Source organism: Rhodococcus sp. WMMA185, assembly GCF_001767395.1.
In the GTDB taxonomy this organism is placed as follows: domain Bacteria; phylum Actinomycetota; class Actinomycetes; order Mycobacteriales; family Mycobacteriaceae; genus Rhodococcus_F.
In genome coordinates, this window is record NZ_CP017014.1 from 1456586 (window position 1) to 1480381 (window position 23796).

The 23796-nt window shown below is 65.0% G+C and carries 19 protein-coding genes and 6 tRNA genes; 10 read left to right on the forward strand and 15 right to left on the reverse strand.

Going from position 1 to position 23796, the window contains the following annotated elements:
* Positions 1 to 393 precede the first annotated feature (393 nt).
* The 5 genes from BFN03_RS06585 to BFN03_RS06605 form a co-directional block, all read right to left on the reverse strand.
* Positions 394 to 2505, reverse strand: coding sequence for a 3-hydroxyacyl-CoA dehydrogenase NAD-binding domain-containing protein (locus BFN03_RS06585; RefSeq protein ID WP_070378344.1), 2112 nt, complete (start codon positions 2503 to 2505; stop codon positions 394 to 396).
* Complete coding sequence (locus BFN03_RS06590) at positions 2506 to 3714, reverse strand: thiolase family protein (RefSeq protein WP_070378345.1); 1209 nt, start codon at positions 3712 to 3714, stop codon at positions 2506 to 2508.
* Between the two features lie 172 nt (positions 3715 to 3886).
* Positions 3887 to 5173 (reverse strand): ribonuclease D, encoded by a 1287-nt coding sequence (locus BFN03_RS06595; protein WP_070378346.1) that lies wholly within the window; start codon positions 5171 to 5173, stop codon positions 3887 to 3889.
* 57 nt (positions 5174 to 5230) lie between these two features.
* Positions 5231 to 6679 carry a WS/DGAT/MGAT family O-acyltransferase gene (locus BFN03_RS06600; protein WP_070378347.1) on the reverse strand — a complete coding sequence of 483 codons (1449 nt, stop codon included), beginning with the start codon at positions 6677 to 6679 and terminating at the stop codon, positions 5231 to 5233.
* Positions 6680 to 6833: 154 nt separating this feature from the next.
* Positions 6834 to 7427, reverse strand: a complete 594-nt coding sequence (locus tag BFN03_RS06605; RefSeq protein WP_070378348.1) for a DUF3000 domain-containing protein — start codon at positions 7425 to 7427, stop codon at positions 6834 to 6836.
* Positions 7428 to 7588: 161 nt separating this feature from the next.
* Here BFN03_RS06605 and hemE point away from each other — a divergent pair, with 161 nt between their 5' ends.
* Genes hemE through BFN03_RS06625 form a run of 4 tightly spaced genes read left to right on the forward strand, consistent with a single transcriptional unit; the run spans position 7589 to position 13081 of the window.
* Positions 7589 to 8656 carry a uroporphyrinogen decarboxylase gene (gene hemE, locus BFN03_RS06610; protein ID WP_198163404.1) on the forward strand — a complete coding sequence of 356 codons (1068 nt, stop codon included), beginning with the start codon at positions 7589 to 7591 and terminating at the stop codon, positions 8654 to 8656.
* On the forward strand, positions 8653 to 10014 hold the full coding sequence (locus BFN03_RS06615) for a protoporphyrinogen oxidase (RefSeq protein WP_070378350.1): 1362 nt from the start codon (positions 8653 to 8655) through the stop codon (positions 10012 to 10014). The genes hemE and BFN03_RS06615 overlap by 4 nt, the downstream gene beginning before the upstream one ends.
* A gap of 4 nt (positions 10015 to 10018) precedes the next feature.
* Entirely contained in the window at positions 10019 to 10714 is a 696-nt protein-coding gene (hemQ, locus tag BFN03_RS06620) for a hydrogen peroxide-dependent heme synthase (RefSeq protein WP_070378351.1), read from the forward strand.
* Between the two features lie 18 nt (positions 10715 to 10732).
* A complete protein-coding gene (locus BFN03_RS06625) occupies positions 10733 to 13081 on the forward strand; it encodes a molybdopterin-dependent oxidoreductase (RefSeq protein WP_070378352.1) in 2349 nt (782 codons plus the stop codon).
* Here the strand turns inward: BFN03_RS06625 and msrB are convergent.
* The 4 genes from msrB to BFN03_RS06645 all read right to left on the reverse strand — a co-directional run bounded on the left by msrB (position 13041) and on the right by BFN03_RS06645 (position 17276).
* Positions 13041 to 13478: a peptide-methionine (R)-S-oxide reductase MsrB gene (msrB, locus tag BFN03_RS06630; protein ID WP_070378353.1), complete on the reverse strand. Its 438-nt coding sequence runs from the start codon at positions 13476 to 13478 to the stop codon at positions 13041 to 13043. The genes BFN03_RS06625 and msrB overlap by 41 nt on opposite strands.
* A gap of 77 nt (positions 13479 to 13555) precedes the next feature.
* On the reverse strand, positions 13556 to 14890 hold the full coding sequence (locus tag BFN03_RS06635) for a glycosyltransferase family 87 protein (protein ID WP_070378354.1): 1335 nt from the start codon (positions 14888 to 14890) through the stop codon (positions 13556 to 13558).
* Positions 14891 to 14922: 32 nt separating this feature from the next.
* On the reverse strand, positions 14923 to 16485 hold the full coding sequence (locus BFN03_RS06640; RefSeq protein ID WP_070380681.1) for an alpha/beta fold hydrolase: 1563 nt from the start codon (positions 16483 to 16485) through the stop codon (positions 14923 to 14925).
* 23 nt (positions 16486 to 16508) lie between these two features.
* Positions 16509 to 17276: a pyrimidine reductase family protein gene (locus BFN03_RS06645; protein WP_070378355.1), complete on the reverse strand. Its 768-nt coding sequence runs from the start codon at positions 17274 to 17276 to the stop codon at positions 16509 to 16511.
* Positions 17277 to 17310: 34 nt separating this feature from the next.
* On the opposite strand from BFN03_RS06645, the gene zapE reads away from it, so the two are divergent.
* The gene (gene zapE, locus BFN03_RS06650; protein ID WP_070378356.1) at positions 17311 to 18327 is read left to right on the forward strand and encodes a cell division protein ZapE; all 1017 of its coding nucleotides are present in this window, start codon (positions 17311 to 17313) and stop codon (positions 18325 to 18327) included.
* A 10-nt stretch (positions 18328 to 18337) separates the two neighbouring features.
* Here the strand turns inward: zapE and BFN03_RS06655 are convergent, their stop codons facing one another.
* Positions 18338 to 18868 (reverse strand): GNAT family N-acetyltransferase, encoded by a 531-nt coding sequence (locus tag BFN03_RS06655; protein ID WP_070378357.1) that lies wholly within the window; start codon positions 18866 to 18868, stop codon positions 18338 to 18340.
* A 314-nt stretch (positions 18869 to 19182) separates the two neighbouring features.
* On the opposite strand from BFN03_RS06655, the gene BFN03_RS06660 reads away from it, so the two are divergent.
* From BFN03_RS06660 to BFN03_RS06670, 3 genes are all read left to right on the forward strand, one after another.
* Positions 19183 to 19713: an RICIN domain-containing protein gene (locus BFN03_RS06660; RefSeq protein ID WP_157109568.1), complete on the forward strand. Its 531-nt coding sequence runs from the start codon at positions 19183 to 19185 to the stop codon at positions 19711 to 19713.
* Positions 19714 to 20238: 525 nt separating this feature from the next.
* Entirely contained in the window at positions 20239 to 20799 is a 561-nt protein-coding gene (locus BFN03_RS06665) for a 2-isopropylmalate synthase (RefSeq protein WP_070378359.1), read from the forward strand.
* A gap of 164 nt (positions 20800 to 20963) precedes the next feature.
* Complete coding sequence (locus tag BFN03_RS06670) at positions 20964 to 22211, forward strand: RNA-guided endonuclease InsQ/TnpB family protein (RefSeq protein WP_070380682.1); 1248 nt, start codon at positions 20964 to 20966, stop codon at positions 22209 to 22211.
* 92 nt (positions 22212 to 22303) lie between these two features.
* Here BFN03_RS06670 and BFN03_RS06675 read toward each other — a convergent pair.
* The 5 genes from BFN03_RS06675 to BFN03_RS06695 all read right to left on the reverse strand — a co-directional run bounded on the left by BFN03_RS06675 (position 22304) and on the right by BFN03_RS06695 (position 22769).
* Positions 22304 to 22378: transfer RNA gene (locus BFN03_RS06675), tRNA-Val, on the reverse strand.
* Between the two features lie 17 nt (positions 22379 to 22395).
* Positions 22396 to 22468: transfer RNA gene (locus BFN03_RS06680), tRNA-Gly, on the reverse strand.
* Positions 22469 to 22528: 60 nt separating this feature from the next.
* A tRNA-Val gene (locus BFN03_RS06685) sits at positions 22529 to 22600 on the reverse strand.
* 1 nt (position 22601) lies between these two features.
* Positions 22602 to 22672 (reverse strand) — tRNA-Cys (locus tag BFN03_RS06690).
* 24 nt (positions 22673 to 22696) lie between these two features.
* Positions 22697 to 22769 (reverse strand) — tRNA-Gly (locus BFN03_RS06695).
* Between the two features lie 240 nt (positions 22770 to 23009).
* Here BFN03_RS06695 and BFN03_RS06700 point away from each other — a divergent pair.
* Positions 23010 to 23081 (forward strand) — tRNA-Val (locus BFN03_RS06700).
* Between the two features lie 200 nt (positions 23082 to 23281).
* Entirely contained in the window at positions 23282 to 23707 is a 426-nt protein-coding gene (locus BFN03_RS06705; RefSeq protein ID WP_070378360.1) for a TIGR02611 family protein, read from the forward strand.
* The last annotated feature ends 89 nt before the right edge of the window (positions 23708 to 23796 follow it).

Sequence of the window (23796 nt, forward strand, 5' to 3'; positions counted from 1 at the left end):
ACTTAGCCGAGCGAAAGAAAATGTGTCGGGGATCACTTTACGCCCGATATGCTGATTCCCCGATAGGCCGACTGTCACTTCTTTGTTTCATTTTCTTCCGACTTCACGGAACAAGGCGAACAATTGGCGCCCTGTGAGGTCTGCATACGGTCGGGAGGTTCGGTGCTGCCATTGTTCGGACAACAAGAGGTCGCACCATAGCGAATGGTCCGGTTTGTCCGGTTGCCAGGCGAACGCTGGACACCCAGACGATTCGGGGAGAGTGAATGTTCCGCACCCGGGGGCGTCCGAATGGTGCCACTACCCGGGGCGGTGTGAGCGCGAAGGCATCCGAAACGTGAACGGGCGCGGCACGAAGATCCGTGCCGCGCCCGTAAGGTGTTTTGCCAGAGACTATTTCACGCTCGCGACACCCGGAGCGAGGAACCGCTTACCGTTGACTGCCTCGGAGGTGCCGGTGCGGTCCAGGTATGGCGTGATGCCGCCGTTCCAGAATCCGAACCCGCCGCCGAGGAGGAGACACAGATCGATGTCCTCGGCCGCGGCGACAACGCCCTCGTCGAGCATGATCTGGATCTCCTCGGCGAATGCGCGACGCGTGCGCTCGAGGACCTCTTCCGCCGTGGAGGCCTTGTCGCCCTGCTTCCACAGTGCGGCGACCTCGGGGTCGACGACCTGCTTGCCGTCGGCGCCGTAGCTCCACACGGCCGACTTCTTGGCATCGACCAGTGCCTCGAGCCCGGGTGAGCTGGTGAACCGCTCCGGGTAGGCCGCCTGCAGCGTCTCGCCGGTGTGCAGCGCCACTGCCGGGCCGACGAGGGCCAACAGGGTGAACGGAGACATCGGCATGCCGAGTTCGGAGATGGCGTTGTCCGCCACATCGAACGGGGTGCCTTCGTCCACCGCCGACATGACCTCGCCCAGTGTGCGGGTCACAAGCCGGTTGAAGACGAACCCGGCCTTGTCGCCACAGAGCACGGCAGACTTCTTCAGCGACTTGGCGGTGGCGAAAGCCGTCGCCAGCGTTGCATCGTCGGTCTTCTCGCCCTTGATGATTTCGAGGAGCGGCAGCACCGCGACGGGGTTGAAGAAGTGGAAGCCGACCACGCGCTCGGGGTGCTTCAGGTCCGCGGCCATCTCGGTGATCGACAACGAAGAGGTGTTGGTCGCCAGGATGGTTTCCGGGGCGATGTATTCCTCGAGTTCCGCGAAGATCTTCTTCTTCAGGTCGAGGTTCTCGAAGACGGCCTCGATCACGAAGTCGGTCTTGGCGAAAGCGGCCTTGTCCAGCGAGCCGGACACGAGGGACTTGAGGCGGTTGGCGGCGTCGGGGGAGAGCCGCCCCTTGCCCTGCAGCTTGTCGATCTCGGTGTGGACGTACCCGACACCCTTGTCGATGCGTTCCTGGTCGATGTCGGTGAGGATCACCGGCACCTTCAGCTGGCGGACGAACAGCATCGCCAGCTGACTGGCCATCAGGCCTGCTCCGACGATGCCGACACCGGTGATCTTGCGTGCAAGGGACTTGTCCGGTGCGCCCGCGGGACGCTTCGCGCGCTTGTTCACGAGGTCGAACGCGTACAGACCGGCGCGGAGCTCGTCGGCGAGGAGAAGATCGGCGAGAGCCTCGTCCTCGGCGGCGAAACCCTTGTCGAGCGATGCGGGATCGGTGATGTCGACGGTCCGCGCCAGTTCCAGGAGTTCGACGGCTCGGACCGGCCCGGGGGCGTTGTTCTGGGTCTTTCCGGCGACGATGGCCTTCGCCCGTGCGACGGCGTCGTCCCAGCCCTGGCCTCGATCGATCTCGGGACGTGCCGGAGTGATCTCCCCGGCGAGAACCTTCGCGGCCCAGGCGAAGGACTGCTCGAGGAAGTCGGCCGAACCGAACACCGCGTCGACGACTCCGAGTTCGAGAGCCTTCTTCGGGCTGAGCGTCTTGTTCTGGTTCAGCGCGTTCTCGATGACAACCGTGACGGCATTCGAGGGTCCGATGAGGTTGGGGAGCAACTGCGTTCCACCCCAGCCGGGAACCAGCCCGAGGAAGGTCTCGGGAAGTCCGAGTGCACCGGCGCTCTCGGACGCGGTGCGGTAGTGGCTGTGCAGCGCGACCTCGAGCCCGCCCCCGAGCGCGACCCCGTTGACGAATGCGAACGTAGGCACGGACGATTCACGCAGGCGGCGAAAGACCTTATGGCCGAGGCGGCCGAGTTCGAGCGCCTGGTCACGGTCCGCGATGCTCGGCACGCCCTTGAGGTCTGCGCCGGCGGCAAAGATGAACGGCTTGCCGGTGATCGCGATCGCGACCGGGTTGGCAGCGTAGGCCTCGTCGAGGGCGGCGTCGAGAGCGGTCAGACCGCCAGGACCGAAGGACGACGGCTTGGTGTGGTCGAAACCGTTGTCGAGAGTGATCAGCGCGACCGGCCCCTCGATATTCGGAACCTCAATGATCTTGGTGTATGCGTTCGTCACGACCTCGTCGGCGAATGCTGTTGCGATAGAAGTCATTTACTTCGCTCCGTCAAAGATTGGGTTTTCCCAGATCACCGTTCCGCCCATGCCCAGACCGATGCACATCGTGGTCAGGCCGTAGCGGACGTCGGGACGCTGGGCGAACTGGCGGGAGAGCTGGGTCATCAGGCGCACGCCCGAGGACGCGAGGGGGTGCCCACAGGCGATGGCCCCGCCCCACTGGTTCACCCGTGGGTCGTCGTCGGCGATGCCGTAGTGCTCGAGGAAGGCGAGGACCTGAACCGCGAATGCCTCGTTGATCTCGAACAGGCCGATGTCCTCGATCTTCAGACCGGTACGGGCCAGCAGCTTCTCGGTGGCGGGTACCGGGCCGATGCCCATCACGGCGGGGTCGACGCCCTGGAACGCGAATCCGACCATGCGCATGCCGATCGGCAGCCCGAGTTCGGTGGCGGTGTCCTCGCCGGCGAGGAGCGCGGCGGTGGCTCCGTCGTTGAGGCCGGCGGCATTACCGGCGGTGATTCGTCCGGCGGGACGGAACGGCGTCTTGAGCTTGGCGAGGTCCTCGACCGTCGTTCCGGGGCGAGGCGGCTCGTCCTCTGTGGCCAGTCCCCAGCCCGCGGCGGATCGGGTGGCGACGGGGACGAGGGTGTCGGCGATGAAGCCCGCCTTGCGGGCTGCCTCGTACTTGTTCTGGCTGGCTACCGCGTACGCGTCGGTGCGATCCTTGGTGATACTGGGGAACCGGTCGTGGAGGTTCTCGGCCGTGTTGCCCATGACGAGCGCGCTCTGGTCGACGAGACGATCGGCGAGGAAGCGGGGGTTCGGGTCAGCGCCCTCGCCCATCGGGTGCCGGCCCATGTGCTCGACGCCGCCGGCGATGACCACGTCGTACTGGCCGAACCCGATCCCGGATGCGGTGGTGGTGACGGACGTCATGGCGCCGGCGCACATACGGTCTACGGCGAACCCCGGCACGGTCTCGGGCAGTCCGGCGAGAATCCCCGCCGTGCGGCCGATGGTCAGGCCCTGGTCGCCTGTCTGCGTGGTCGCGGCGATCGCGACGTCGTCGATACGCGCGGGATCCAATTGCGGATTGCGGCGAAGCAGTTCGCGGATGGTCTTCACGACGAGGTCGTCCGCACGGGTCTCCGCGTACATGCCCTTGGGTCCGGCTTTGCCGAACGGGGTACGGATGCCGTCGACGAACACGACGTTGCGTTGATTGGTGGTGGATGGAGCCACGCGAATTCCTCCTGATGGAGCAGTTTGGTCCCGGATCACTGCAAGGCGTCCGGTCTCCCGGCCAGCCTACCCCTACCATTACTGATGGGTAACTTGGTCGGCACGGCGTCGGAAACGTCACACAGCGTACCCGAGCGCCTGGGTCGAGCCTCTAGCGTGCCGGTGCCGGAATCTAGCTGTCTTCGGCTCTTTTCCGTTCGGCCGAGGCGAGCGCTTCGCCCAGCACGGGCACTGTCAGCCGGCGCTGCCACGGTCGGGCCCGACCGGCCTCGAGAACCTGCTCGATCACGGCCTCGAAGTCACCGTTCTCGGGCGCCGTCCAGTCCCAGCAGAGCCGTCGAACGAGTTCGGGTGTGACCAAGTTCTCCACAGGGACCGCGACCTCGGCGGCGAGGGCCGCGAGGGCTTCGCGCACCGTAGTCAGTCGGTCGGCTGCGGCAGGGTCGTTTCGTGCCCAGCGACTTGCGGGCGGCGGACCCGTGGAGGGTGGGTTCTTGGGTGGGAGTTCCGCCTCAGGCAACGCCCGGGCGTGCTCGAGCGCCTGCAGCCAGATGCGGGAGTATCGCCGTTGGCGGGGTCCACCGAACACGGGTAGGGCCCGCAGTGCCTCGATGCTTCGGGGATCGGTGCCCGCCGCTTCGATGATTGCCGAATCCGGCAGGACCCGACCGGGGGAGACGTCACGTTTGCGGGCGAGTTCCTCTCGCGCCTGCCATAACGAGCGAGCGGCGGCGAGTTGACGCTGTGTCTCGAGCGAGGTGATGCGCGAGGTGCGGCGCCACCGGTCGGGTTTGGGTTCCGGAGGTCCGGCGAGTCGAATGCGCTCGAATTCCTGCACCGCCCATTCGCTCTTGCCCTGCTTGTCGAGTTCGGCGGCCATCTCGTTGCGGAGTTCGACGAGCAATTCGACGTCGAGTGCGGCGTAGTTGAGCCATGATTCGGGCAGCGGACGCTTCGACCAGTCGGCGGCGCCGTGTCCCTTGCGTAGTTCGAAGCCCAGTACTTGATCGACCATCGCGGCGAGGCCGACCCGTTCGAAACCGGCCAGGCGTCCGGCAAGTTCGGTGTCGAACAGGGACGCCGGCGCCAGCCCCAATTCCGCAAGCCCCGGCAGATCCTGGTCCGCGGCGTGCAGGATCCATTCCAACGGGTTGATCACCTCGGCCAGCGGGGCAAGATCTGTGGCGCAAGGGATCGGGTCGAGCAGAACCGTCCCGGCACCCTCGCGCCGCAGTTGCACCAGATACGCCCGCGCTGAGTACCGGAAACCCGATGCGCGTTCCGCGTCGACAGCCAGAGGGCCGCTGCCCTGGTTCAGGGCGGCAGCGGCTTTGGCGACTGCCTCGGCGGTGGCCACCACCTCCGGCACGCCGTCCCTCGGTGCGAGCAAAGGTACGAGCGGACGATCCGGTTCTCCACCCGGAACGTGCGGCGCGGTCTGGTCGGGGAGTTCGGGCATGAGGACTGACTCTACGTCGGTCTGTCCGTGGCGCAGCTCATGATCCCACCGACGCTCTCACGCCGGAGTCTCCGCCTTCTCGGGGAGGCTCGCCTCCGGCTTCCCGGGGAGGCTCGCCTCCGCTGCCTCGAGAAGTTCTTCGAGCGCGCGGGGAAACGCATCGACCAGATCCCACAGGTGCGGCGCGAGTTCCGGGCAACTCATCAGACCGACATTGAGCTGACCGTTGAGCGACATCACCGTGACGTTGAGCGCCGCGCCATGGAAGATCGGACCGAGCGGATACATCGCCTTGATCAGAGCGCCGAGGAAGTACATCGGGACGGGTGGCCCGGGCACGTTGGAGATGACCAGGTTGTGAACCACGGGGTGCCGTTCCGCCAGCCCGAGTGCCGAGTAGAGGCGCATCGCAGTGCCGAAGACCGCCTGGCCGGCGAACTGGGACCAGTCGTGGAGCAGGCTGGCCCCGAGTGATTCGTTGTGTCCTTTGGAAGTGGAATTTCCTGCGGCGATTTCGAGGAGGCGCTCGGCGGGATCGTCCATGTGAGTCCCGAGTTCACTCAGCATGACAGATACCTGGTTGGTTCCGGGCCGATCGCTCTTGCCGTGTACCGAGACCGGAACTGCGGCGACGAGTGATCGGTCGGGCAGTTCCCGTCGGTCCTCGAGGTAGTGACGCAGTGCACCCGAGCACATGGCGAGAACCACGTCGTTGACTTTGACGCCGAAAGCGTCCTTCACCTTCTTGACCTTTGCGAGGTCGACCTGAGCGAACGCCATGTTGCGGTGGCTGGTCAGGGTCCCGTTCAACGAGGTGCGCGGCGCGGTGAACGGTGCGGGCATCGCATCACCACGGCGGGCACGGTCCACCCAGCGAGGGAGTACGGCGAGGCTTTCCGGAAGGATCTCGAGGAGCTTCGCCGGCCGTGCGGCCACTGCCAGTAGCCCGCCCAGTGCGATGTCGAGAGTGCTAGCCTGGCCGGCGCCTTTGGTCTCGACAGCCTCCTCGGGGCTCGACCATGCCGCTTCCGCGGTGAGGCCGCACAGTTGGGCGATCATGTTCGACCCGGTGACGCCGTCCACCCCCGCGTGGTGCATCTTCGACATGATGGCGACGGAACCGTCCTCGAGTCCTTCGATCACCCACATCTCCCACAGGGGCCGAGCGCGATCGAGTGGAATCCCGGCGATGTCTCCGCACATCCGAGCGAGCTCGTCGCGGCCACCTGGAGACGGGAGGGCGACGTGATGGCAGTGACGGTTGATGTCGAAGTCGGTGTCGTCTACCCACACCGGATGGTCGAGGTTGAAGCGGGAATCTTGCAACTTCCGTCGCAACGCCGGTATGCCCCTGGTGCGTTTGGCGAGTTCGGCCTCGAGTTTCGCGAACGAGTATCCACCCGGAATAGTCGATACGTCCAGGACGACGACCCCGCAGACATGTAGCAGTTGCGTAGATGTTTCGAGATAGAGGAAGGACGCGTCGAGTCCGCTGAGTCGCTGCATGGTCCGAATACTAGAACACGTTCTAGTAGATGGTCCATGATCCGGAAAAAATCGCTGGTGAACACGCAATTTGCAATAGCGACCACCGGATTTTCTTGTTCTCGATTTTCGGCGAGCCGGGTGCCCAGTGACGTAACGGATTTGACCTAGCGGGTTAGTTGTCGCCCGGTGTGCGCAGTTGTGCCACCCCGGCAGGCGGTAGTCCGGCGGCGTATGCGAGGACCTCGCAGAAGGCTTCGACGTGCGTTCCCAGTTCGACCGATGTCGCAGTCCAGGACGCCCGCAACTCCAGCTGGTGTGCGTGCGGCGGTCCTGCGATGTCGCCGTACCGTACGGATGTCGTGGCGGTCACGGTTCCGCCGAGTGCGTTGAGCGGTTCGCCACGCGACTCGAGCGCGTCCACGAGCCAACTCCACGCCACTTCCGGGAGCAGCGGATCCTCCGCTACGACGGCGTCGAGATCGGCCTGGATATAGGCGACGAGGCGCATCGTGCCGTTCCAGGCCTCATCTCCCTCAGGATCGAAGAGGAGGATCAATCTGCCGAACGCGTCACCGTCGCCCTGATCTGGAGCATCACCGCCTCCAGGATGTACGACCTCCGCGCCGACGGCGTAGCTGTACGGCGCCAGGCGCTGTGGGGGGCGGATGGGGCCGATCTCGATGTCGGCACGAACCCTGGCCGAGTTCATCGCGGCGACGGCGCTGCGGAACTCGGCCGGTTCGACGGGCGATCCCGAAGACGTCACAGTCCGGGACGGTAGACCCGTATCCCCCTATCTGGTCGGAGGCGCGCCGAGTGGGGCCGATCGGAGGCGGGGCCCGGACATGGCAGCATGAGAGCCGCCGACAAACAAGCGGGCAGAGAGTGCGAGGGTCGATGAGCGGGTTGGAAAGTACCAATGCGGGCATGAGCGAGCGGGCGGTCTATGCCTCGAGGCGGGTGCTGTCGGATGCGCCGTTCCTGGCGGCCGCGCAAGGCCGCACTCCTCGCCGTCGCCCGGTGTGGTTCATGCGGCAGGCAGGCCGATCCCTTCCCGAGTACCGCGAGATCCGCGCAGGGATCGGAATGCTCGAGTCTTGTTTCGACCCGGCGCTCGTGTGTGAGATCACGATGCAACCCGTGCGCCGTCACGGTGTCGACGCAGCGATTCTTTTCTCGGACATCGTGGTGCCGCTCAAGGCCGCCGGCATCGACCTGGACATTGTGGCGGGAACCGGTCCCGTCATCGCGAAACCGGTTCGGTCGGCTGCAGATGTCACCGCATTGCCGCGCCTCGTTCCGGAGGAGGTGGGGGCAGTCGAGCAGGCAGTACAGCTGCTGACCGCGGAGCTGGGGTCGACGCCGCTGATCGGGTTCGCCGGCGCCCCGTTCACCCTGGCCTCGTACCTGGTCGAGGGTGGGCCGAGCCGCAACCACGAGCGTACGAAGGCGCTCATGCATTCCGACCCGAAGACGTGGCATGCGCTACTGGGCAGTCTGGCCGACACCACGATCACCTTCCTGCAGACACAACTGCGCGCGGGAGTCGATGCGGTGCAACTGTTCGACTCGTGGGCGGGTGCGCTTTCGCTGGCCGACTACCGGGATTTCGTGCTTCCCCATTCCGAGCGAGTGTTTGCCGAGTTGGAGAGCGCGAAGGTGCCGCGCATCCACTTCGGTGTCGGTACGGGTGAATTGCTCGGGGTGATGGGTGAAGCTGGAGCCGACGTGGTGGGCGTCGATTGGCGTATTCCGCTGGACGTGGCGGCCCGTCGAGTGGGTCCCGGCAAGGCGTTGCAGGGCAACCTCGACCCCGCCGTGCTGTTCGCCGGACCGTCTGCTGTCGAGAAGCAGGTCCGCCGCATCGCCCGCGAGGCCGACGCCGCCATCGCCGCCGGCGCGGCAGGCCATATCTTCAACCTCGGCCACGGTGTCTTGCCGGACACGGATCCGGGGGTGCTGACCGAGGTCGTCGAGTTGGTGCACTCACTGTGAACACCACGTCGCCGAACGTCCTCGTCGTCGGCGGCGGTGTTTCCGGCCTCGTTGCCGCATATCGGCTACGGAAGCGGCTCGGAGCCGCCGCCCGCATCACGCTGGCGGACGGCGCGGCCCGGCTCGGGGGCAAGCTGCGCACCGTGACGCTGGCGGGAGGACCCGTCGATGTCGGTGCGGAGGCGTTCATCGCGCGTCGTCCGGAGGTGCCCGCCCTACTCGACGAACTCGGGCTGTCCGATCAGCTGGTATACCCGGCGGGCCTGAGTCCACTCATCTGGTCCGAGAGCTCGTTGCACCCCTTGCCGCAGAACACGCTGATGGGGATACCCGCCGACGCCGACAGCCTCCGTGGTCTCGTCGACGAACGGGCGCTCGAGCAGATTGCGGGCGAGCGGGCAGTTCCCCTCGACTGGACCCCCGGTTCGGATATGGCGGTGGGAGCACTCGTGGGTGAGAGGTTCGGTGCCCAGGTGGTCCGGCGGTCGGTGGATCCGCTTCTCGGAGGGGTCTATTCGGGACTGGCAGACACGATCGGTGTGCGCGCAGCGATACCCACCCTGGCCGAGGCACTCGACCGCGGCGCCACGAGCCTGTCTGCAGCCGTGGTCGACGCATTGCCCGCTCCGAGCGCGGGCCCGGTGTTCGGGACCCTTCGCGGCGGTTACGCAGTCCTCCTCGAGGCGCTGTCGGCGGCCGCGGCGGTGAGGATCGTCCGCGAGAACATTCGCTCGCTGCGACGAGACGGTGACGGCTGGCGTGCGGATCCGGTGGGCTGCGTGGACGGAGTAGTCCTGGCCGTGCCCGCTACCGAGTTGAGCGAGTTGCTGGCCGGAATCGCTCCTCGCGCTGCCTCGGCGTCCGCGAGCATCCCGCTCGCGTCCTCGGCGGTGGTGGCGTTGGCACTCCCGAAAACTGCGAATGTTCCACCCAATTCGGGGATCCTCGTCGCCACCGATGAGGCGCTCGGCGCGAAGGCCTTCACCCTGTCGAGTCGCAAGTGGACGCACCTCGCCGAGCGGGGTGTGACTCTTGTGCGGGCGTCGTTCGGACGGTTCGGCGACGCCGGGATCGTCGACGCCCCGGACGAGAAACTGGTCGCCGCGGCCCGCCGTGACCTCGAGGCCGTGACCGGCGTGTCCGACGCGCCCCTCGCTACACACGTACAGCGGTGGCACGGCGGCCTGCCCCAGTACGGACCCGGGCACCTCGACAGGGTTGCCACGATCGAGGAGGAAATCGCAGGTCTGGAGGGTGTGGAGGTGGCCGGCGCGCTGCTACGCGGGGTGGGTGTGCCCGCTTGCGTCGCCGCTGCCACGACGGCCGCGACGAGGCTTGCGGAACGGATGGCACGATAGATCCATGGCACGTCTCGACTTCGACGCATTGAACTCTGAAATCCGCTACCTCATGTTCTCGGTGTTCCGGGTGGAACCCGGTGTCCTCGGGGAGGACCGGGAGGCGGTCGTCAAGGAGGCGCGGATCTTCTTCGAAAGTCAGGCAGACAAGGGCGTCGTGGTGCGCGGACTCTACGACGTGGCGGGGCTGCGCGCCGACGCCGACTTCATGATCTGGACTCACTCGACGAGCATCGAGGCGCTCCAGGCCGCGTACTCGGACTTTCGCCGTACCACCGCACTCGGTCGGGCGAGTGCACCGGTGTGGAGCAACGTCGCGTGCCACCGCCCCGCGGAATTCAACAAGAGCCACATTCCGGCGTTCATCGCGGGCGAGGACCCCGGCAACTACGTCTGCGTGTACCCGTTCGTCAGGTCCTACGAGTGGTACCTGCTGCCCGAGGAAGAGCGCCGCAAGATGCTCGCCGACCACGGTATGGCTGCGCGTGGCTACAAGGACGTGCGCGCCAACACCGTCCCCGCTTTCGCGCTCGGTGACTACGAGTGGATCCTCGCGTTCGAGGCACCCGAACTGTATCGGATCGTCGATCTCATGCGTGATCTCCGTGCCACCGAGGCACGGCTGCACGTTCGCGAAGAGGTGCCGTTCTTCACCGGCCCACGGGTAGACGTCGACAAGCTCGTCGCGGCGCTTCCGTAGGTCCGGCAGAACTCTTCGATGACCGATGCTGACCGGACGGGCGCTGCCGCCCGCCGTCCGCACATGTCGCACTGGGGCATGTTCGAGGCCGAGGTGGCCGATGGCGACGTCGTCGCGGCGCACCCCTTCGTTGGTGACGCCGACCCGTCGCCGGTACTGGGCAACATAGCCGGGTCGGTGCGAAACAAGGCGCGGATCACCGGGCCCGCGGTGCGCCGGGGCTGGCTCGAGAACGGCCCTGGACCGAGCAGTGGCCGCGGTTGCGACGAGTTCGTATCGGTCGGCTGGGAAGAGCTGACCGAGCTTCTGGCGAACGAATTACGCAGGGTCGTCGAGCGTCACGGCAACAGTGCCATCTACGGCGGTTCCTACGGCTGGGCCAGTGCGGGACGGTTCCATCATGCCCAGAGTCAGGTTCACCGGTTCCTGAACACCCTGGGCGGCTACACCCGTTCGGCGCACAGCTACTCGCTGGGCGCAACGGGTGTCGTGATGCCGAGAGTGGTGGGTACGCATTGGAAGATGTTCGCCCGCTCCACATCCTGGAAGATCATCTCCGAGCACACCGATCTCCTCGTGTGCTTCGGGGGTGTCCCCCTCAAGAACACCGGGGTCAATCACGGAGGCACGAGCGATCACCCCACCCGTGGCGCACTCGACGCGTTGCGACAGCGTGGCGGATCCATCGTCTCTTTCAGTCCGCTGCACGACGACTTGCACGGGGCTGGTGAACGGCACGCCCCCGTTCCGGGGACCGATGTCGCGATCATGCTCGCCCTCGGGTACGTCCTCGCGACCGAAGGCTTGCACGACTCGTCCTTCTTGGACAGTCACTGCGTCGGCTACGACCGCTTCGAGGAGTACTTGCTCGGACGCTCCGACGGGGTGCCGAAATCGCCGGAGTGGGCGGAGCAGATTTCCGGGATCGGCGCCGCGGAACTGGTGGCCCTCGCCAGGCGGATGGCCGCGGGGCGCACGATGGTCACAGTCACCTGGTCGCTGCAACGTGTGCGGTACGGCGAGCAGGCCCCGTGGATGGGCGTCACCCTCGCGGCGATGCTGGGTCAGATCGGTCTTCCCGGAGGTGGGTTCGGGCATGGCTACGGTTCGATGAACGAACCCGGGCTTGCGCCCGTCCCGTACCCGCTGCCCACGCTCCCGCAGGGGATCAACCCTGTCCGCGACTTCATTCCGGTCTCGGCCGTCTCGGACATGCTCCTCAACCCGGGGGCACCGTTCGACTACGACGGTCGCCGGCTCACATATCCCGATATCCGAATGGTGTACTGGGCGGGCGGCAATCCGTTCCATCACCACCAAGACATAGGCCGACTACGCCGCGCGCTCGCGCGGCCGGACACCATCGTCGTCCACGACCCCTACTGGACCCCCATGGCGCGACACGCAGACGTCGTGGTCCCGTCCACCACGTCGCTCGAGCGGGCTGATATCAGTTGCACTCGCAACGACCCCCTGCTCGTCGCCATGCACGCTGCAGTCGAACCGTACGCAGATTCTCGGGATGACTACGACACCTTCGCAGCGGTGGCAGCAAAGCTCGGTGTCGGAGAGAAGTTCACCGAAGGTCGGTCGTCTCAGCAGTGGCTCGAGCACCTGTACGGGCAGTGGCGCGGTCACGTCCTTGCCGACGGGGCGCGCGTACCGAGTTTCGACGAGTTCTGGAACCGGGGCCACGTGCGGATGCGGACCGAGGAGGATCTGATCCTGTTCGGAGACTTCCGCACGGATCCGGTGAACAACCCGCTGAGCACCCCCAGTGGAAGAATCGAGATCTTCTCCGCCGACATAGACGGATTCGGCTACGAGGACTGCGCCGGCCATCCCCGCTGGTACGAACCGGAGGAATGGTTGTCAGGGGCACGGGCGCAGCAGTTCCCTCTGCATTTGATCGCCAACCAGCCACGCACTCGACTGCACAGCCAACTCGATCACGGCGCCACCAGTCAGGGTTCGAAGATCCGAGGGCGGGAACCACTACGAATCCATCCTGACGATGCGGCCGGAAGGGCCCTCGAGGATGGCGACGTCGCGCGCGTGTTCAACGATCGCGGCGCCTGCCTCGCCGGTGTGGTCATCGATGACAGCGTCCGCCGCGGCGTGGTGCAACTGTCCACGGGCGCCTGGTACGACCCACTCGACGCCAGTGACCCGGACTCTCTATGCGTGCACGGGAACCCGAATGTGCTGACCCCGGACGTGGGAACCTCCTCGCTCGCCCGCGGCTGTACGGGTCAGCACGTGCTCGTCGAGATCGAACGGTACGACGGAGATCTACCTCAGATCCGCGCGTTCGACCCGCCGACGATCATTCGCCGGTCGGCCGCAGGACCAGTGAGATCGAATTGATGCAGTACCGCTGATCGGTGGGGGTGGGATAGCCCTCTCCGGCGAAGACGTGCCCGAGGTGACTGTGGCACGTAGCACAGAGCACCTCGACGCGGCGCATGCCGAGCGAATTGTCCTCACGCAGGATGACGGCGTCCGAGTCTGCCGGATCGAAGAACGACGGCCACCCACAGTGCGATTCGAACTTCTCCGTGCTCCGAAACAGTTCGGCGTCACACGCACGGCAGCGATAGACGCCCTCGGTCTTCGTATCGGTGTACTCGCCGACGAAGGGGCGCTCGGTTCCGGCCTGACGCAACACCGCATATTCGGCGGGCGTCAGCTTCTCGCGCCACTCGCTGTCGGAAAGGACGACCTTCGGCGACGATTGTGTGGAATCCCGTGACTTGGAAGTCATGCCTCCACGCTAATACGTTTCGTCCGAGTTGGTCTGTTCGGTCTGGTGGGGTTCGGTCGCGGCTAGGTCTTGACGGGCTAGGTCTTGACGGGGGTCGACTCGGCTTCTGGTTGATCACCGGCCTCGGGGGCGGGCGGACCGTCGGGCCGGCCTTTGCCCGGCTCGAGAAGGAAGGCGGGGTCGATCCCCTGGTCGAGTCGACCTTCGCGTCGCGCGATGGCGTAGCGGACGGTCAGCACACCGAAGATCACCAGCAGTAGCAGGCTCCACCCGAGCGTGGTCTTCATGTACTCGGCGGTACGGCCGATCTCCATGAACCGGTTCGACAACCAACTGTCATAGCTCATGAAGCCGTACACCGCCAGCCAGGCCGGCCAATTTCGCATCACCGAATTACGGAGCACCACCGACATCAGAAGCGGGAACAACATCATGGAGTAGTACATCTGGCCGAGCGACAAGAGCAGGAACGACGCTGTCAGCAGGACCCCGGACGTGGTGACCACGTAGAAGAGTTCGTCGTGGCGGTAGTAGCGGTAGAGCAACCACAGGGACACGAGCACCATGGCGGCGAAGGCGGCGCGGAGGCCGAAGATCATGGCGGTGGGGAGGCCGTAGTACTTCCCGTTGCCGACGATCGAGCTGTTGAAGTAGTCCCGCGACTCCATCAGGTACGGCATCGTGTGGCGCACGAAATCCATCGGATCCGCGGACAGCGGCCACGCCACGGCGGTGAGGATGAGCGGGATGCCGATGGCGGTGATGAAGACCTTCCACTGCCCCCGTACCAGCGGTAGGAGCATGAGTGGCGCCAGGATGGGTTTGACCGCGAAGGTCAGCCCTATCGCCGCCCCGGACCACAGATCCTTCCGCTTCATCAGCAACACGAGGAACCCGATCTCGCCGAGCAGCACGAGGCCGTTGATGTTGGTGAAGACGAGCGTGTTCGTCACCGTCTCGGACGAGAACGTGCCCAACAGCAGGATCGGGGCCGCGATGGAATTCAACCCCAGGTCGAACATGCGCAGAAGCAGGTACAAGGCTATGAGGATGGCGATCGCGTTCGCGAGGATGAACAACCAGCGAGATCTCTCGGGGTCGATCACCGCGATCGGGGCCATCAGCAATGTGCCGGACGGGGGATAGAGGTAGTGCGGATCCACCCAGTTGAAGTTTGCGGTGTACACCGGGCGACCGTTGAGGAAGGCCAGTGCCGCGTTGTAGACGGGCCGGAAATCATCGGTGATGTAGCCGTTGACCGCTTTCACGACTACTCGATGCAGCACAGTCATGATGGCGATCGGCCACAGCGCGAAGCTGATCACCTCGTTGGCAGTCCGCCCGGTGCGCGGTTCGAGTTGTCGAAGGAACACTACGGCACGGTACACCGAGATGCCCTGACGTGCGGTCACGCACCCCCTGTGAAGTCGGCGCGAGGCCTGCGCTATGCGGGACAGACGCTGCCGTCCGGAGGCAGCGCACCGTCGGACAAGTAGGCGACAATCGAGCTCTGTGCGCAGGCCGATTGCGTGGCCGGGTGGCCGCTGCCGTGCCACGTCGATGTGGCGGTGGTTGCCCCTGCGCCGGACACGACTCCGGTCACGACCCCGACGCCGGCGTTCCCGACCAGCGGATCGGCGATACCGTCGAGCACGAGCACCGGCATGTTCAGTTCGGTGGGCAGGGCAGGAGGCGTCGTCGCAGGCCACGACGTGCAGGCCAGTAGTCCGATGGCCGCGCTCGATCCGAACAGGGGGAAGCGCTCGCCCCACAGACCCTCGAGCTCCCGAACCCGGTCGGGCCCCGGCCACTGCTGGCCGTCGGTGCATCGCGTGATCAACTGTCCGTCGCTCTCCAAGGCGGCCTCGGCCCGTTCCGCAAGCGCGAGGATCGGTGCGGTCTCGCGGGCGACTGCGGCTGACACCGCATCGGAAAGCGCCCGGATGCGCCCGAGCCGGTCGCCACCGGTCGCTGCGAGCGTGCCGGTCACCGCGGTGAGGAGCGCGTTCGCGGACACCTGCGGAATCTGATTGTTCGAGGCGCGGGCCACCGCGTCCGTCATCGCTGCGCGCGGATCGGGGCCGAGGGAGCAGTCCAGGGCTGTGCATGCGCTGGCGAAGGCGTCGAAGGCCGATTCCTGACCGGCGAGCCGCTGCTCGGTGGAGGTGACGGCATCCACGGTGGTCGCCTCGGGGGAGTCGAGGATGAGCCGACCGACTCGGTCCGGGTACTCGGCAGCGTAGCTGAGAGCGACGGCACTGCCGTTGCCAGTGGCCAGGAGCCCTATCGAATCGACGTCCCAGATTCGCCTCAGCGTCTCGATGTCGTCGGCGGCATGGGCGCTGTCGAAAGCCAGCTCTTGTGGCTGAAGGTAGTCGGTGCAGGCGATGGTCGCGTCCCGACTGAGCGCCGCAACCTTGTCCACCTGGTCGCCCGGGCCCGGGTCGAACTGTCCCAGATTGGCCAGGCCGCGCCGCAATTGCGGCGTGAGGCACTCGATCCTTTGGGAGGACCCGATGCCGCGGCGGTCCAAGGCGATCACCGGCCGGGTGGACAGCAGGGGCGTCAGGTCGCCTGTGCTCAGGGCTGCGAGGGTCGAGCTCGATGACCGATCCGACCCCGACGTCAATATCAGCGGTGCCACGTTCTCGGGTGTGTCGGACAGCCGCGCCCGCAGCGCGCCCATCGTGAATGTGTTCGGCAGGGCGCCACTGGCGTCGACCGGGGCTTCGTACGAGGCGCATTCGAGGATGAGGCCGGGCGGTGCCTGTGTACCCGGGTCCAGATCCGCGAGAGTGCTCTGCGTGCAATCGGACCACGCCAGATCCGCCCTCGGGACCTGCAGTTCCGGTAGGGAGGCGTCAGGGTTCCCGGTTGCGGGCGCGGTAGCGGTGGGCTCGCTGCCGCCGCCCTCGCGCTCCACGGCCACGTGCGGCCGGTTGGATGGTCCGGCACCGCACGCGCTGCACACCACGAGAACCATCGCGAGCAATACCGGTCTGCGCATGCCGAACAGCCTGCCAGGTTCCGTCACAGCTGGGGCACCCGCACCCATCTGGTGAGGACGGTTCCGTCGGAGTCGGCGAGGATGTGCGCCGGAGTCATCGCGGTGACTTGTGCGCGCGGCGACGTAGCGATCCGGCCTGCGGTTCCACCGGCGAGAACGGGCGCTGTGGTGAGGCACAGTTCGTCCACACAGTCGTCGCCGGCGAGTCGGCCGAACAAGCTCGGGCCGCCTTCGCACAGCACCCTGCGCAGCCCCAGCTCGTCCAACGCGGTGACCAGGCCGGTGCTGGTCACTTCATGTTCGCCGGCCGTCACCACGCGGGCTCCCGCGTTCGCCAGATCCGAGACCTTCCCAGGGTCCGCGTCCGCGCATGTGAAGACGATCGGTGTGACGTCGGTGTCCGCGAACAGCCGTGAGTGCGGGTCGAGGTGGGCGCGGGCCGAGACGACGGCGATCGGTGGAAGATCCGACATTCCCGACTCGATCCGGCGTTGCCGACCATCGGGGCCGATGCGAACGCCCCCATAGTCCTCGGCGCGCACCGTTCCCGCTCCCACCACCACAACGTCGGCCAGCTCGCGCAATGTGTCGTAGACCTGTTTGTCCGCAGGAGTTCCGAGCGCGCCGCTGCGGCCATCGACGGAGACGGCGCCGTCGACACTGCACACGAAGTTGGTGCGAATCCACGGACGGGGCAGGTGTCGGGGGTATGCGTAGAGTTCACGCAGAGCGCTCTCGGTCAGCTCTCCGTCGCCGGATGTGAAGTTCGTCGCAAAATGTGCACGGCGCATTTAGGTGATCTCATCACGTCGATACTCTTCGTGTATGCATGCACGCCTAGTCGACCGAAGCCCAGTGGTGCCGGCCGATCAGTTGGTAGCTCAGATGGTACCGCCGGCCACGTTCGACGAGGTGAGCTTCGCGTCATATATCCCGGATCCAGCAGAACCGAGCCAGGCTGCCGCAGTCGCGAAGGCTGAGGAATTTGTCGGGAAGGTTGCAAAGATCCGTGGCGGCGGGCGACGTGGGCTGTTCGGCAAGAAGACTCAGACCGTCGGCGCCGGGCTCTATCTCGACGGCGGCTTCGGTGTCGGTAAGACACACCTTCTCGCGTCGATCTTCCACAGCGCCCCGGCGCCCAAGGCGATGGGTACGTTCGTCGAATTGACCCATGTGGTCGGTGCTCTCGGCTTCAACAAGGTCGTCGAAGAACTGTCCGAACACAGTGTGCTCTGTATCGACGAGTTCGAACTCGACGATCCGGGCGACACCATGCTGATATCGCGGCTGTTGTCGGAACTGTCGGTCCGGGGTGTCTCCATCGTCGCGACCTCGAACACACTGCCCGGTCAGCTTGGCGAGGGCCGGTTCGCGGCGCAGGACTTCTTACGCGAGATCAAGAAGCTGGGCTCCATCTTCGAAACCATCCGGGTCGATGGGCCCGACTACCGTCACCGCGACCTGCCGCCGGCCCCCGACCCGATGACCTCCGAGCAACTGGTCGACCGCGCCGATGCCATCCCAGGCGCCACCGTCGACGACTTCGACGAGCTATGCAAACACCTCAGCACTTTGCATCCGTCCCGCTACAACAAGCTGGTCGAGGGCGTTTCGGCGGTCTTTCTCGACGGTATTCGCCCGGCGGAGGATCAGTCTGTGGCGCTGCGACTGGTGGTTCTCGCCGATCGTCTGTACGACGCGGGCATCCCGGTCGCGGTGTCGGGCGCCAAGCTCGACACGATCTTCACGCCCGAGATGCTCGCCGGTGGGTACCGGAAGAAGTATCTGCGTGCCACATCGCGTCTGCTCGCACTCTCACGCTTCGAGGTCGCCGCCAGCTGAGTTCGTCTCGTCACAACGCCCGTTGCATCACGTAATCGTGGTGCACCTGTGTGCCGACGACGAACGTTCTGGTTCCGACCTTCGTGAATCCATGTTTTCCGTAGAACCGCTGTGCGCGGACGTTCTGCTGGTTCACCCCGAGCCACAGCCCGGCACACCCGGCGGCGGTTGCGCGTTCGACGATCGCATCCATCATGGCGGATGCAACACCGGTCCCGTGGCTCCCGGGGAGCACATACAGCTTGCTGATCTCCGTGGTCGGACGCAACGACACCATCTCTTGCACGTCCGCGTCGGCGGGCTCACCGTCGATCAGCATCGCGTAGCCGACGATCGACCCGTCGTGGGTGACCTTCAGGACGGTGCGGTTCGGGTCGGTGAGGTACTCGGAGAACCGCTCGGCCGAGAGTACGTCGTCGATGAATGTGGCGACGTCTTCCTCTGTCGCGTGGGGCGGGCAGGCGAGCGGGAAGGTGGCCGCGGCCACATCGGCAATCGCCTCCGAATCCCAGATGCCGGCCGGGTTGATCTCGACAGTCACAGCTGATCCACCATGCCCTTCAGTTCCTTTGGTGCAGTTCTCACTGTCCATTAGGAGGGTCGGCTCGGCAACCACCTACCTCCCACCCGAAGTGCCCGACACTACCGGATGCGCACCGCGTGCACGCCCCGCTATCGGCAGAACAAGACCTGCCACCGTTTCGCCAGCCGAGGTCGAGTTTCTAGGGCTCGACACGACTTTCGGCGCTCACTATAGTTTCATTAGCAGAAAGAACCATGTCTCTACGACGGGTCAGTGCAATGATGTCCGCGATTGGCTTGACGGTTGTATTGGCGAACTTGGCGTTCAGCCCAATGGTCACCGCCACCGTGATGACGGACGATGTTCCCGCGCATTCGATCAGTACTTTTACCCCCACGGCGAGGGATGAACCGGGCCCGATTATCGGAATGAACGATCTCGTCTTGGAGTCGCCGGAGGGCGCCGTGAACGGAACTCAGGTGCTCATGGAGCAACCTACCGGAGCCGACAATCAGAATTGGGTCGTCGGCCTTGACGGGCAGCTTTTCAATCCGGCAACGAGCAAGTGTCTGGACATTCAGACGATGGATGAACTGGGCAATGTGGTCGCGCCCCCTGCCGATGGAACTCTGGTAAATGTGAACGGCTGCAACGGATTCAACACACAGGAGTGGCGCCATGACGACAATGTGGTGAACGGTGCGACTTCCGGCGGAGTGATAGGCAATCTCTTCTTCTCGGGAGGCGAGAACATTTGTTTGGCTATCGTCGATCCGACCAGCGAGGCTGGATCGCCGCTGGAGGTCACGGACTGTACCGGCGGCTCAGATCAGATGTGGCGAATACCGTTCTTCTCGGACTGATTTGCGCAAGTTCCGCTGAGGGTTGTCCGACACATCCGACAGTTGACGGCATTGCCAAATGGGCGGCTGATTGTGCATACGTAATCCATATTTGCTGACGTTTCACGATTGACGTTGCGTAGAGAGGTGTCCGGCGTGAGGAATGGAGGTGCAACTGTTTCCCAAAATTAGAACTCCGTGTTGTTCTGTGGACAAATCTGAGACGAGGATGACCGAGTGGGCCGCGGCTGGAGTTTCGGCATCGGCCGCGTTGAACTGGTCGCGCGCGGAATCCCGGCCGCAGCTACGTTTGCCCGCCGGCTTCCGGTGTGCAGATATCGGAATCGGTTGGCCCGTCGCCCGCGGTTGACAAGCGAGGAGTCGAGACGAAGGGTTGTCTTGTGGGCCAGGCGTCGCCTACAGTGTCAGCCATGAAGCGCATCCTCGTAGTTCTCCGCCGTAGCGGGGTCTGATTCGGACCGACCCCCCGCTGCGGGTCGTCGAACTACGTGTTGGTCCCCCCTCCTTTCAGGAAGACCAAGAGTAATGAGCAATTCCACTTCTTTCGCTGGGTCCTTTCTCGCGTCTGGCCAGGCGGCCGACCCGTTCGCCTTGCTTCGTCACAGTGCTTTGCCGTGGGCACTCCGGAATGAATCGGCCGGAATGAGCTGGTCGTCATTCGAGGACACGTACGCGCCGTCGAACGGAAGGCTCCGTCTGGGCAATTGGTCGGCGACGAAGTCTGGTCTGGGAATGTGGGATTTCGAGGCAACCCTCGGGATAGCCGAATCCATCCGCAAGGTGGGAGCACGGGCGCCGGGACCTGTCGGTGCCATGACGTCGATGCTGTACGACGTCGGATTCTCGATCGAGATCTTGTCGTTCCATCGGCACGGAATCAGATACCGCGCACAGGACGATTTCGTGCACCGCGCACAGGACAATTTCGTGCACCGCGCACAGGACAATTTCGTGCACCGCACGGTCACCTTCTTGCTCTGTGAAAGTGGCGGAACCCGACTGTGGGCGATGGGAATCGACGAGTCCCAAACGGAATCGACTCTCCGCGCGATGATTTCCGGCGCCAACAGGCTGCAGGCGGCCTGACGCGAAAAGGCAGTTCAGACCTGCGTAGCGAGGAACCCCGGTCCTTCAGGGCGGGGAGGAATCGCGTCCTCTGGTGGGTCGTGCACGAGTATCTGAACGGCCTCTCCGTCCGTTTTGGTTCGGGTTTGCGGTTGGTGTCGGTGGTCACTGTTACGGTCCGGGGCATGAAGCAGGTGGTGCGCGTGAAGTTACTGGCTGATGCCCAGCAACTCGACGCTGTGGTCCGCACCCTGGCCGTGTGCAACGACACCGCCACCCTGGTGGCCCGGATCGCTCACGAGAAGCGGGTGTTCCGTAAACGTGATCTTCGGGCGGTCACCTATGCCACCGCCCGCGGGCATGGTGGGTTGGGTGCCCAGGTGGCGCAGTCGGTGATCCGGAAGGTCGCTGATTCGTACACCAGCCTGCGCGCCAACCTCCGCAACGGCAGGTACGGAGCGAAAGGCTCCCGGCGCCGGGAGCGGGTGGAAAACACGCCGATCCGGTTCCGCCCGGACGCGGCGCAACCGTTCGATGACCGGTGCCTGTCCTGGGGGTACGACCCGGGCGGCAGGGGCGGCACGGTGTCGATCTGGACGGTCGACGGTCGGGTGAAGAACCTGCGGTTCGTCGGCCACCCCGACCAGGTGGCGATGCTCCGGCAGTACCGGAAGGGGGAAACTGATCTCGTCGTACAGAGAGATCGCCGAGGAACACCGACCGCGTATTTGATCGCCACCTGCGATGTGCCCGACCCCCCGGTCGCCTCCGGGGACCATCTGAACACCCCGGACGGGTGGATCGGGGTGGATTTGGGGATCGTGAATATCGCCGTGGCCTCCGACCGGACACTCGGTGATCACCTCATCGACACCTACGGGGACGGCGCCCCGGACGGCCCTGCCGGGCGGGGTAGCACGAAGGACCGGCGTACCCGTAACCGGGAACTCCGGCACACTCTGCAGAAAAAGAGCACCAAATCCGCTAAACGGTTGTTGCGGCGCCGGGCTCGGAAGGAAGCCCGGTTCGCCGCCGACGTCAACCACCAGATATCGAAGAAGGTTGTGGCCGTGGCTGAACGCACCGGACGCGGGATCGCCCTGGAGGACCTCACGGGCATCCGCGAGCGGGTACGGCTCCGCAAGCCCCAACGGGCCACGCACTCGAGTTGGGCGTTCGCCCAGCTCGGGGCCTTCATTTCCTACAAGGCCGCCCGGGTGGGGGTGCCGGTGTTGTCGGTGGATCCGGCGAACACCAGCCGCCGCTGTATCGGGTGTGGTCACATCGACAAGAAAAACCGACCCCACCAGGAGCGGTTCTGTTGTCTCGACTGCGGTTTCGTTGAACATGCGGATATTGTCGGCTCGCACAACATCGCACACCGAGCCGCCGAGGACTACCGGGCCCAGTCAACGGTCCCTGGTGCGGCGTGACACCTGACAGCCAGTGGGGTGTTACAACTGCAAGCTCAGTCCTTCAGGGCTGAGTAGTTGACACCTGGTCTGAACTGCCTTTGGGCGTGAGATGGTGCGCGATACTGGGATTGAACCAGTGACCTCTTCCGTGTCAGGGAAGCGCTCTCCCGCTGAGCTAATCGCGCGGGGATGGGGAATAGAGAGCGGACGACGGGATTCGAACCCGCGACCCCAACCTTGGCAAGGTTGTGCGCTACCAGCTGCGCCACGTCCGCATTCATGAGAGCCACCGTCTCCGGGGCTCACACTGTCGAGCAGTCTTACACCTATCTCGGTGCGCGATACTGGGATTGAACCAGTGACCTCTTCCGTGTCAGGGAAGCGCTCTCCCGCTGAGCTAATCGCGCGAGGTGGAGACGGGAATCGAACCCGTGTGCACGGCTTTGCAGGCCGTTGCCTCACCACTCGGCCACTCCACCGCGAAGGTTGAGTCCAACCTCTCGAGCGGACGACGGGATTCGAACCCGCGACCCCAACCTTGGCAAGGTTGTGCGCTACCAGCTGCGCCACGTCCGCATGCACCGTGAACTCGCGGAGGAATGTTCTCCGTGGTGCGGTTGAGAACATTAGCCGACCATCCGTGAATCTCACAAATCCGCAGGTCAAGTGATTAGACGGTGGAAGCGGCGTGGATGATGCTGGGTGCACGTCCGTCCAGGGCGGATCCGATGCGAATCTCGCCGGCGTGATTTTCTTTCGGCCACACGGTCGTGTTAATGTTCCAACTCGTTCGAGCGTGCGTGTTTGGCGCGTCTCGGTCCCGTGGCTCAGTGGAAGAGCGTCCCGTTCACACCGGGGAGGTCGCTGGTTCGATCCCAGCCGGGACCACCGAGTAGCAGAAGAGGGCGTTTCCGGTCATCGGGGACGTCCTCTTCTGCTTTTGAACGCGATCTGTCAGAAGGGTTGGTCGGTTCTGTCTCGATTCGGTCCGCATTCCCGCGGTGCAATCATGCGCTGCCGCAGGTAGCACTAGGTAAGGTAGATAGGTGGCTGGCGGAGAAGCAGGGCGGGGACCCGCGTTCGGGGACGTGGACGATTCGGATCTGTCCCCATTCCAAGATGCGGAGGGTCGTTGGCACAGGTGGCGTGCGCACATCGCCGCCTCACCGAGCCTCAATCTCACGTACCGCCTCGCTGTGGGCGTGATCGGCGTTCTCGTACTCGCCGCCGGCGTCGTGGCGATTCCCTATCCGGGCCCCGGTTGGCTGATCGTATTCGCGGGACTCGGAATCCTCGCTTCCGAGTTCGCGTGGGCCCATCGTCTGCTGCACTACGCGCGCAAGCGCTACGACGCGTTCATGGCCTGGTTCTTGAAGCAATCGCTCGTGGTCAGGGGGCTGAGCACCCTTCTGACGTGTGCCGTTGTCCTCACTACGCTGTGGCTGCTGGGAACGTTCGGTCTGGTCGGAACGTGGATTGGTCTCGACTATTCATGGTTGGAGAGCCCGCTCTAACCGGACGCATGGTTGGGTGTCAGTGCTGGGCCGATAACATGGGCTGGCGCATTCACCATGTCCGCGCCGCACACCCACCTAGGAGATCA

What these genes read in the sequence shown, in the direction of transcription:
- BFN03_RS06585 (WP_070378344.1), bottom strand. Translation starts at nt 2,505, where the DNA reads ATGACTTCTATCGCAACAGCATTCGCCGACGAGGTCGTGACGAACGCA.
- BFN03_RS06595 (WP_070378346.1), bottom strand. Translation starts at nt 5,173, where the DNA reads ATGCCCGAACTCCCCGACCAGACCGCGCCGCACGTTCCGGGTGGAGAA.
- BFN03_RS06600 (WP_070378347.1), bottom strand. Translation starts at nt 6,679, where the DNA reads ATGCAGCGACTCAGCGGACTCGACGCGTCCTTCCTCTATCTCGAAACA.
- hemE (WP_198163404.1), top strand. Translation starts at nt 7,589, where the DNA reads ATGAGCGAGCGGGCGGTCTATGCCTCGAGGCGGGTGCTGTCGGATGCG.
- hemQ (WP_070378351.1), top strand. Translation starts at nt 10,019, where the DNA reads ATGGCACGTCTCGACTTCGACGCATTGAACTCTGAAATCCGCTACCTC.
- BFN03_RS06625 (WP_070378352.1), top strand. Translation starts at nt 10,733, where the DNA reads ATGACCGATGCTGACCGGACGGGCGCTGCCGCCCGCCGTCCGCACATG.
- msrB (WP_070378353.1), bottom strand. Translation starts at nt 13,478, where the DNA reads ATGACTTCCAAGTCACGGGATTCCACACAATCGTCGCCGAAGGTCGTC.
- BFN03_RS06640 (WP_070380681.1), bottom strand. Translation starts at nt 16,485, where the DNA reads ATGCGCAGACCGGTATTGCTCGCGATGGTTCTCGTGGTGTGCAGCGCG.
- BFN03_RS06645 (WP_070378355.1), bottom strand. Translation starts at nt 17,276, where the DNA reads ATGCGCCGTGCACATTTTGCGACGAACTTCACATCCGGCGACGGAGAG.
- zapE (WP_070378356.1), top strand. Translation starts at nt 17,311, where the DNA reads ATGCATGCACGCCTAGTCGACCGAAGCCCAGTGGTGCCGGCCGATCAG.
- BFN03_RS06660 (WP_157109568.1), top strand. Translation starts at nt 19,183, where the DNA reads ATGGTCACCGCCACCGTGATGACGGACGATGTTCCCGCGCATTCGATC.
- BFN03_RS06665 (WP_070378359.1), top strand. Translation starts at nt 20,239, where the DNA reads ATGAGCAATTCCACTTCTTTCGCTGGGTCCTTTCTCGCGTCTGGCCAG.
- BFN03_RS06670 (WP_070380682.1), top strand. Translation starts at nt 20,964, where the DNA reads ATGAAGCAGGTGGTGCGCGTGAAGTTACTGGCTGATGCCCAGCAACTC.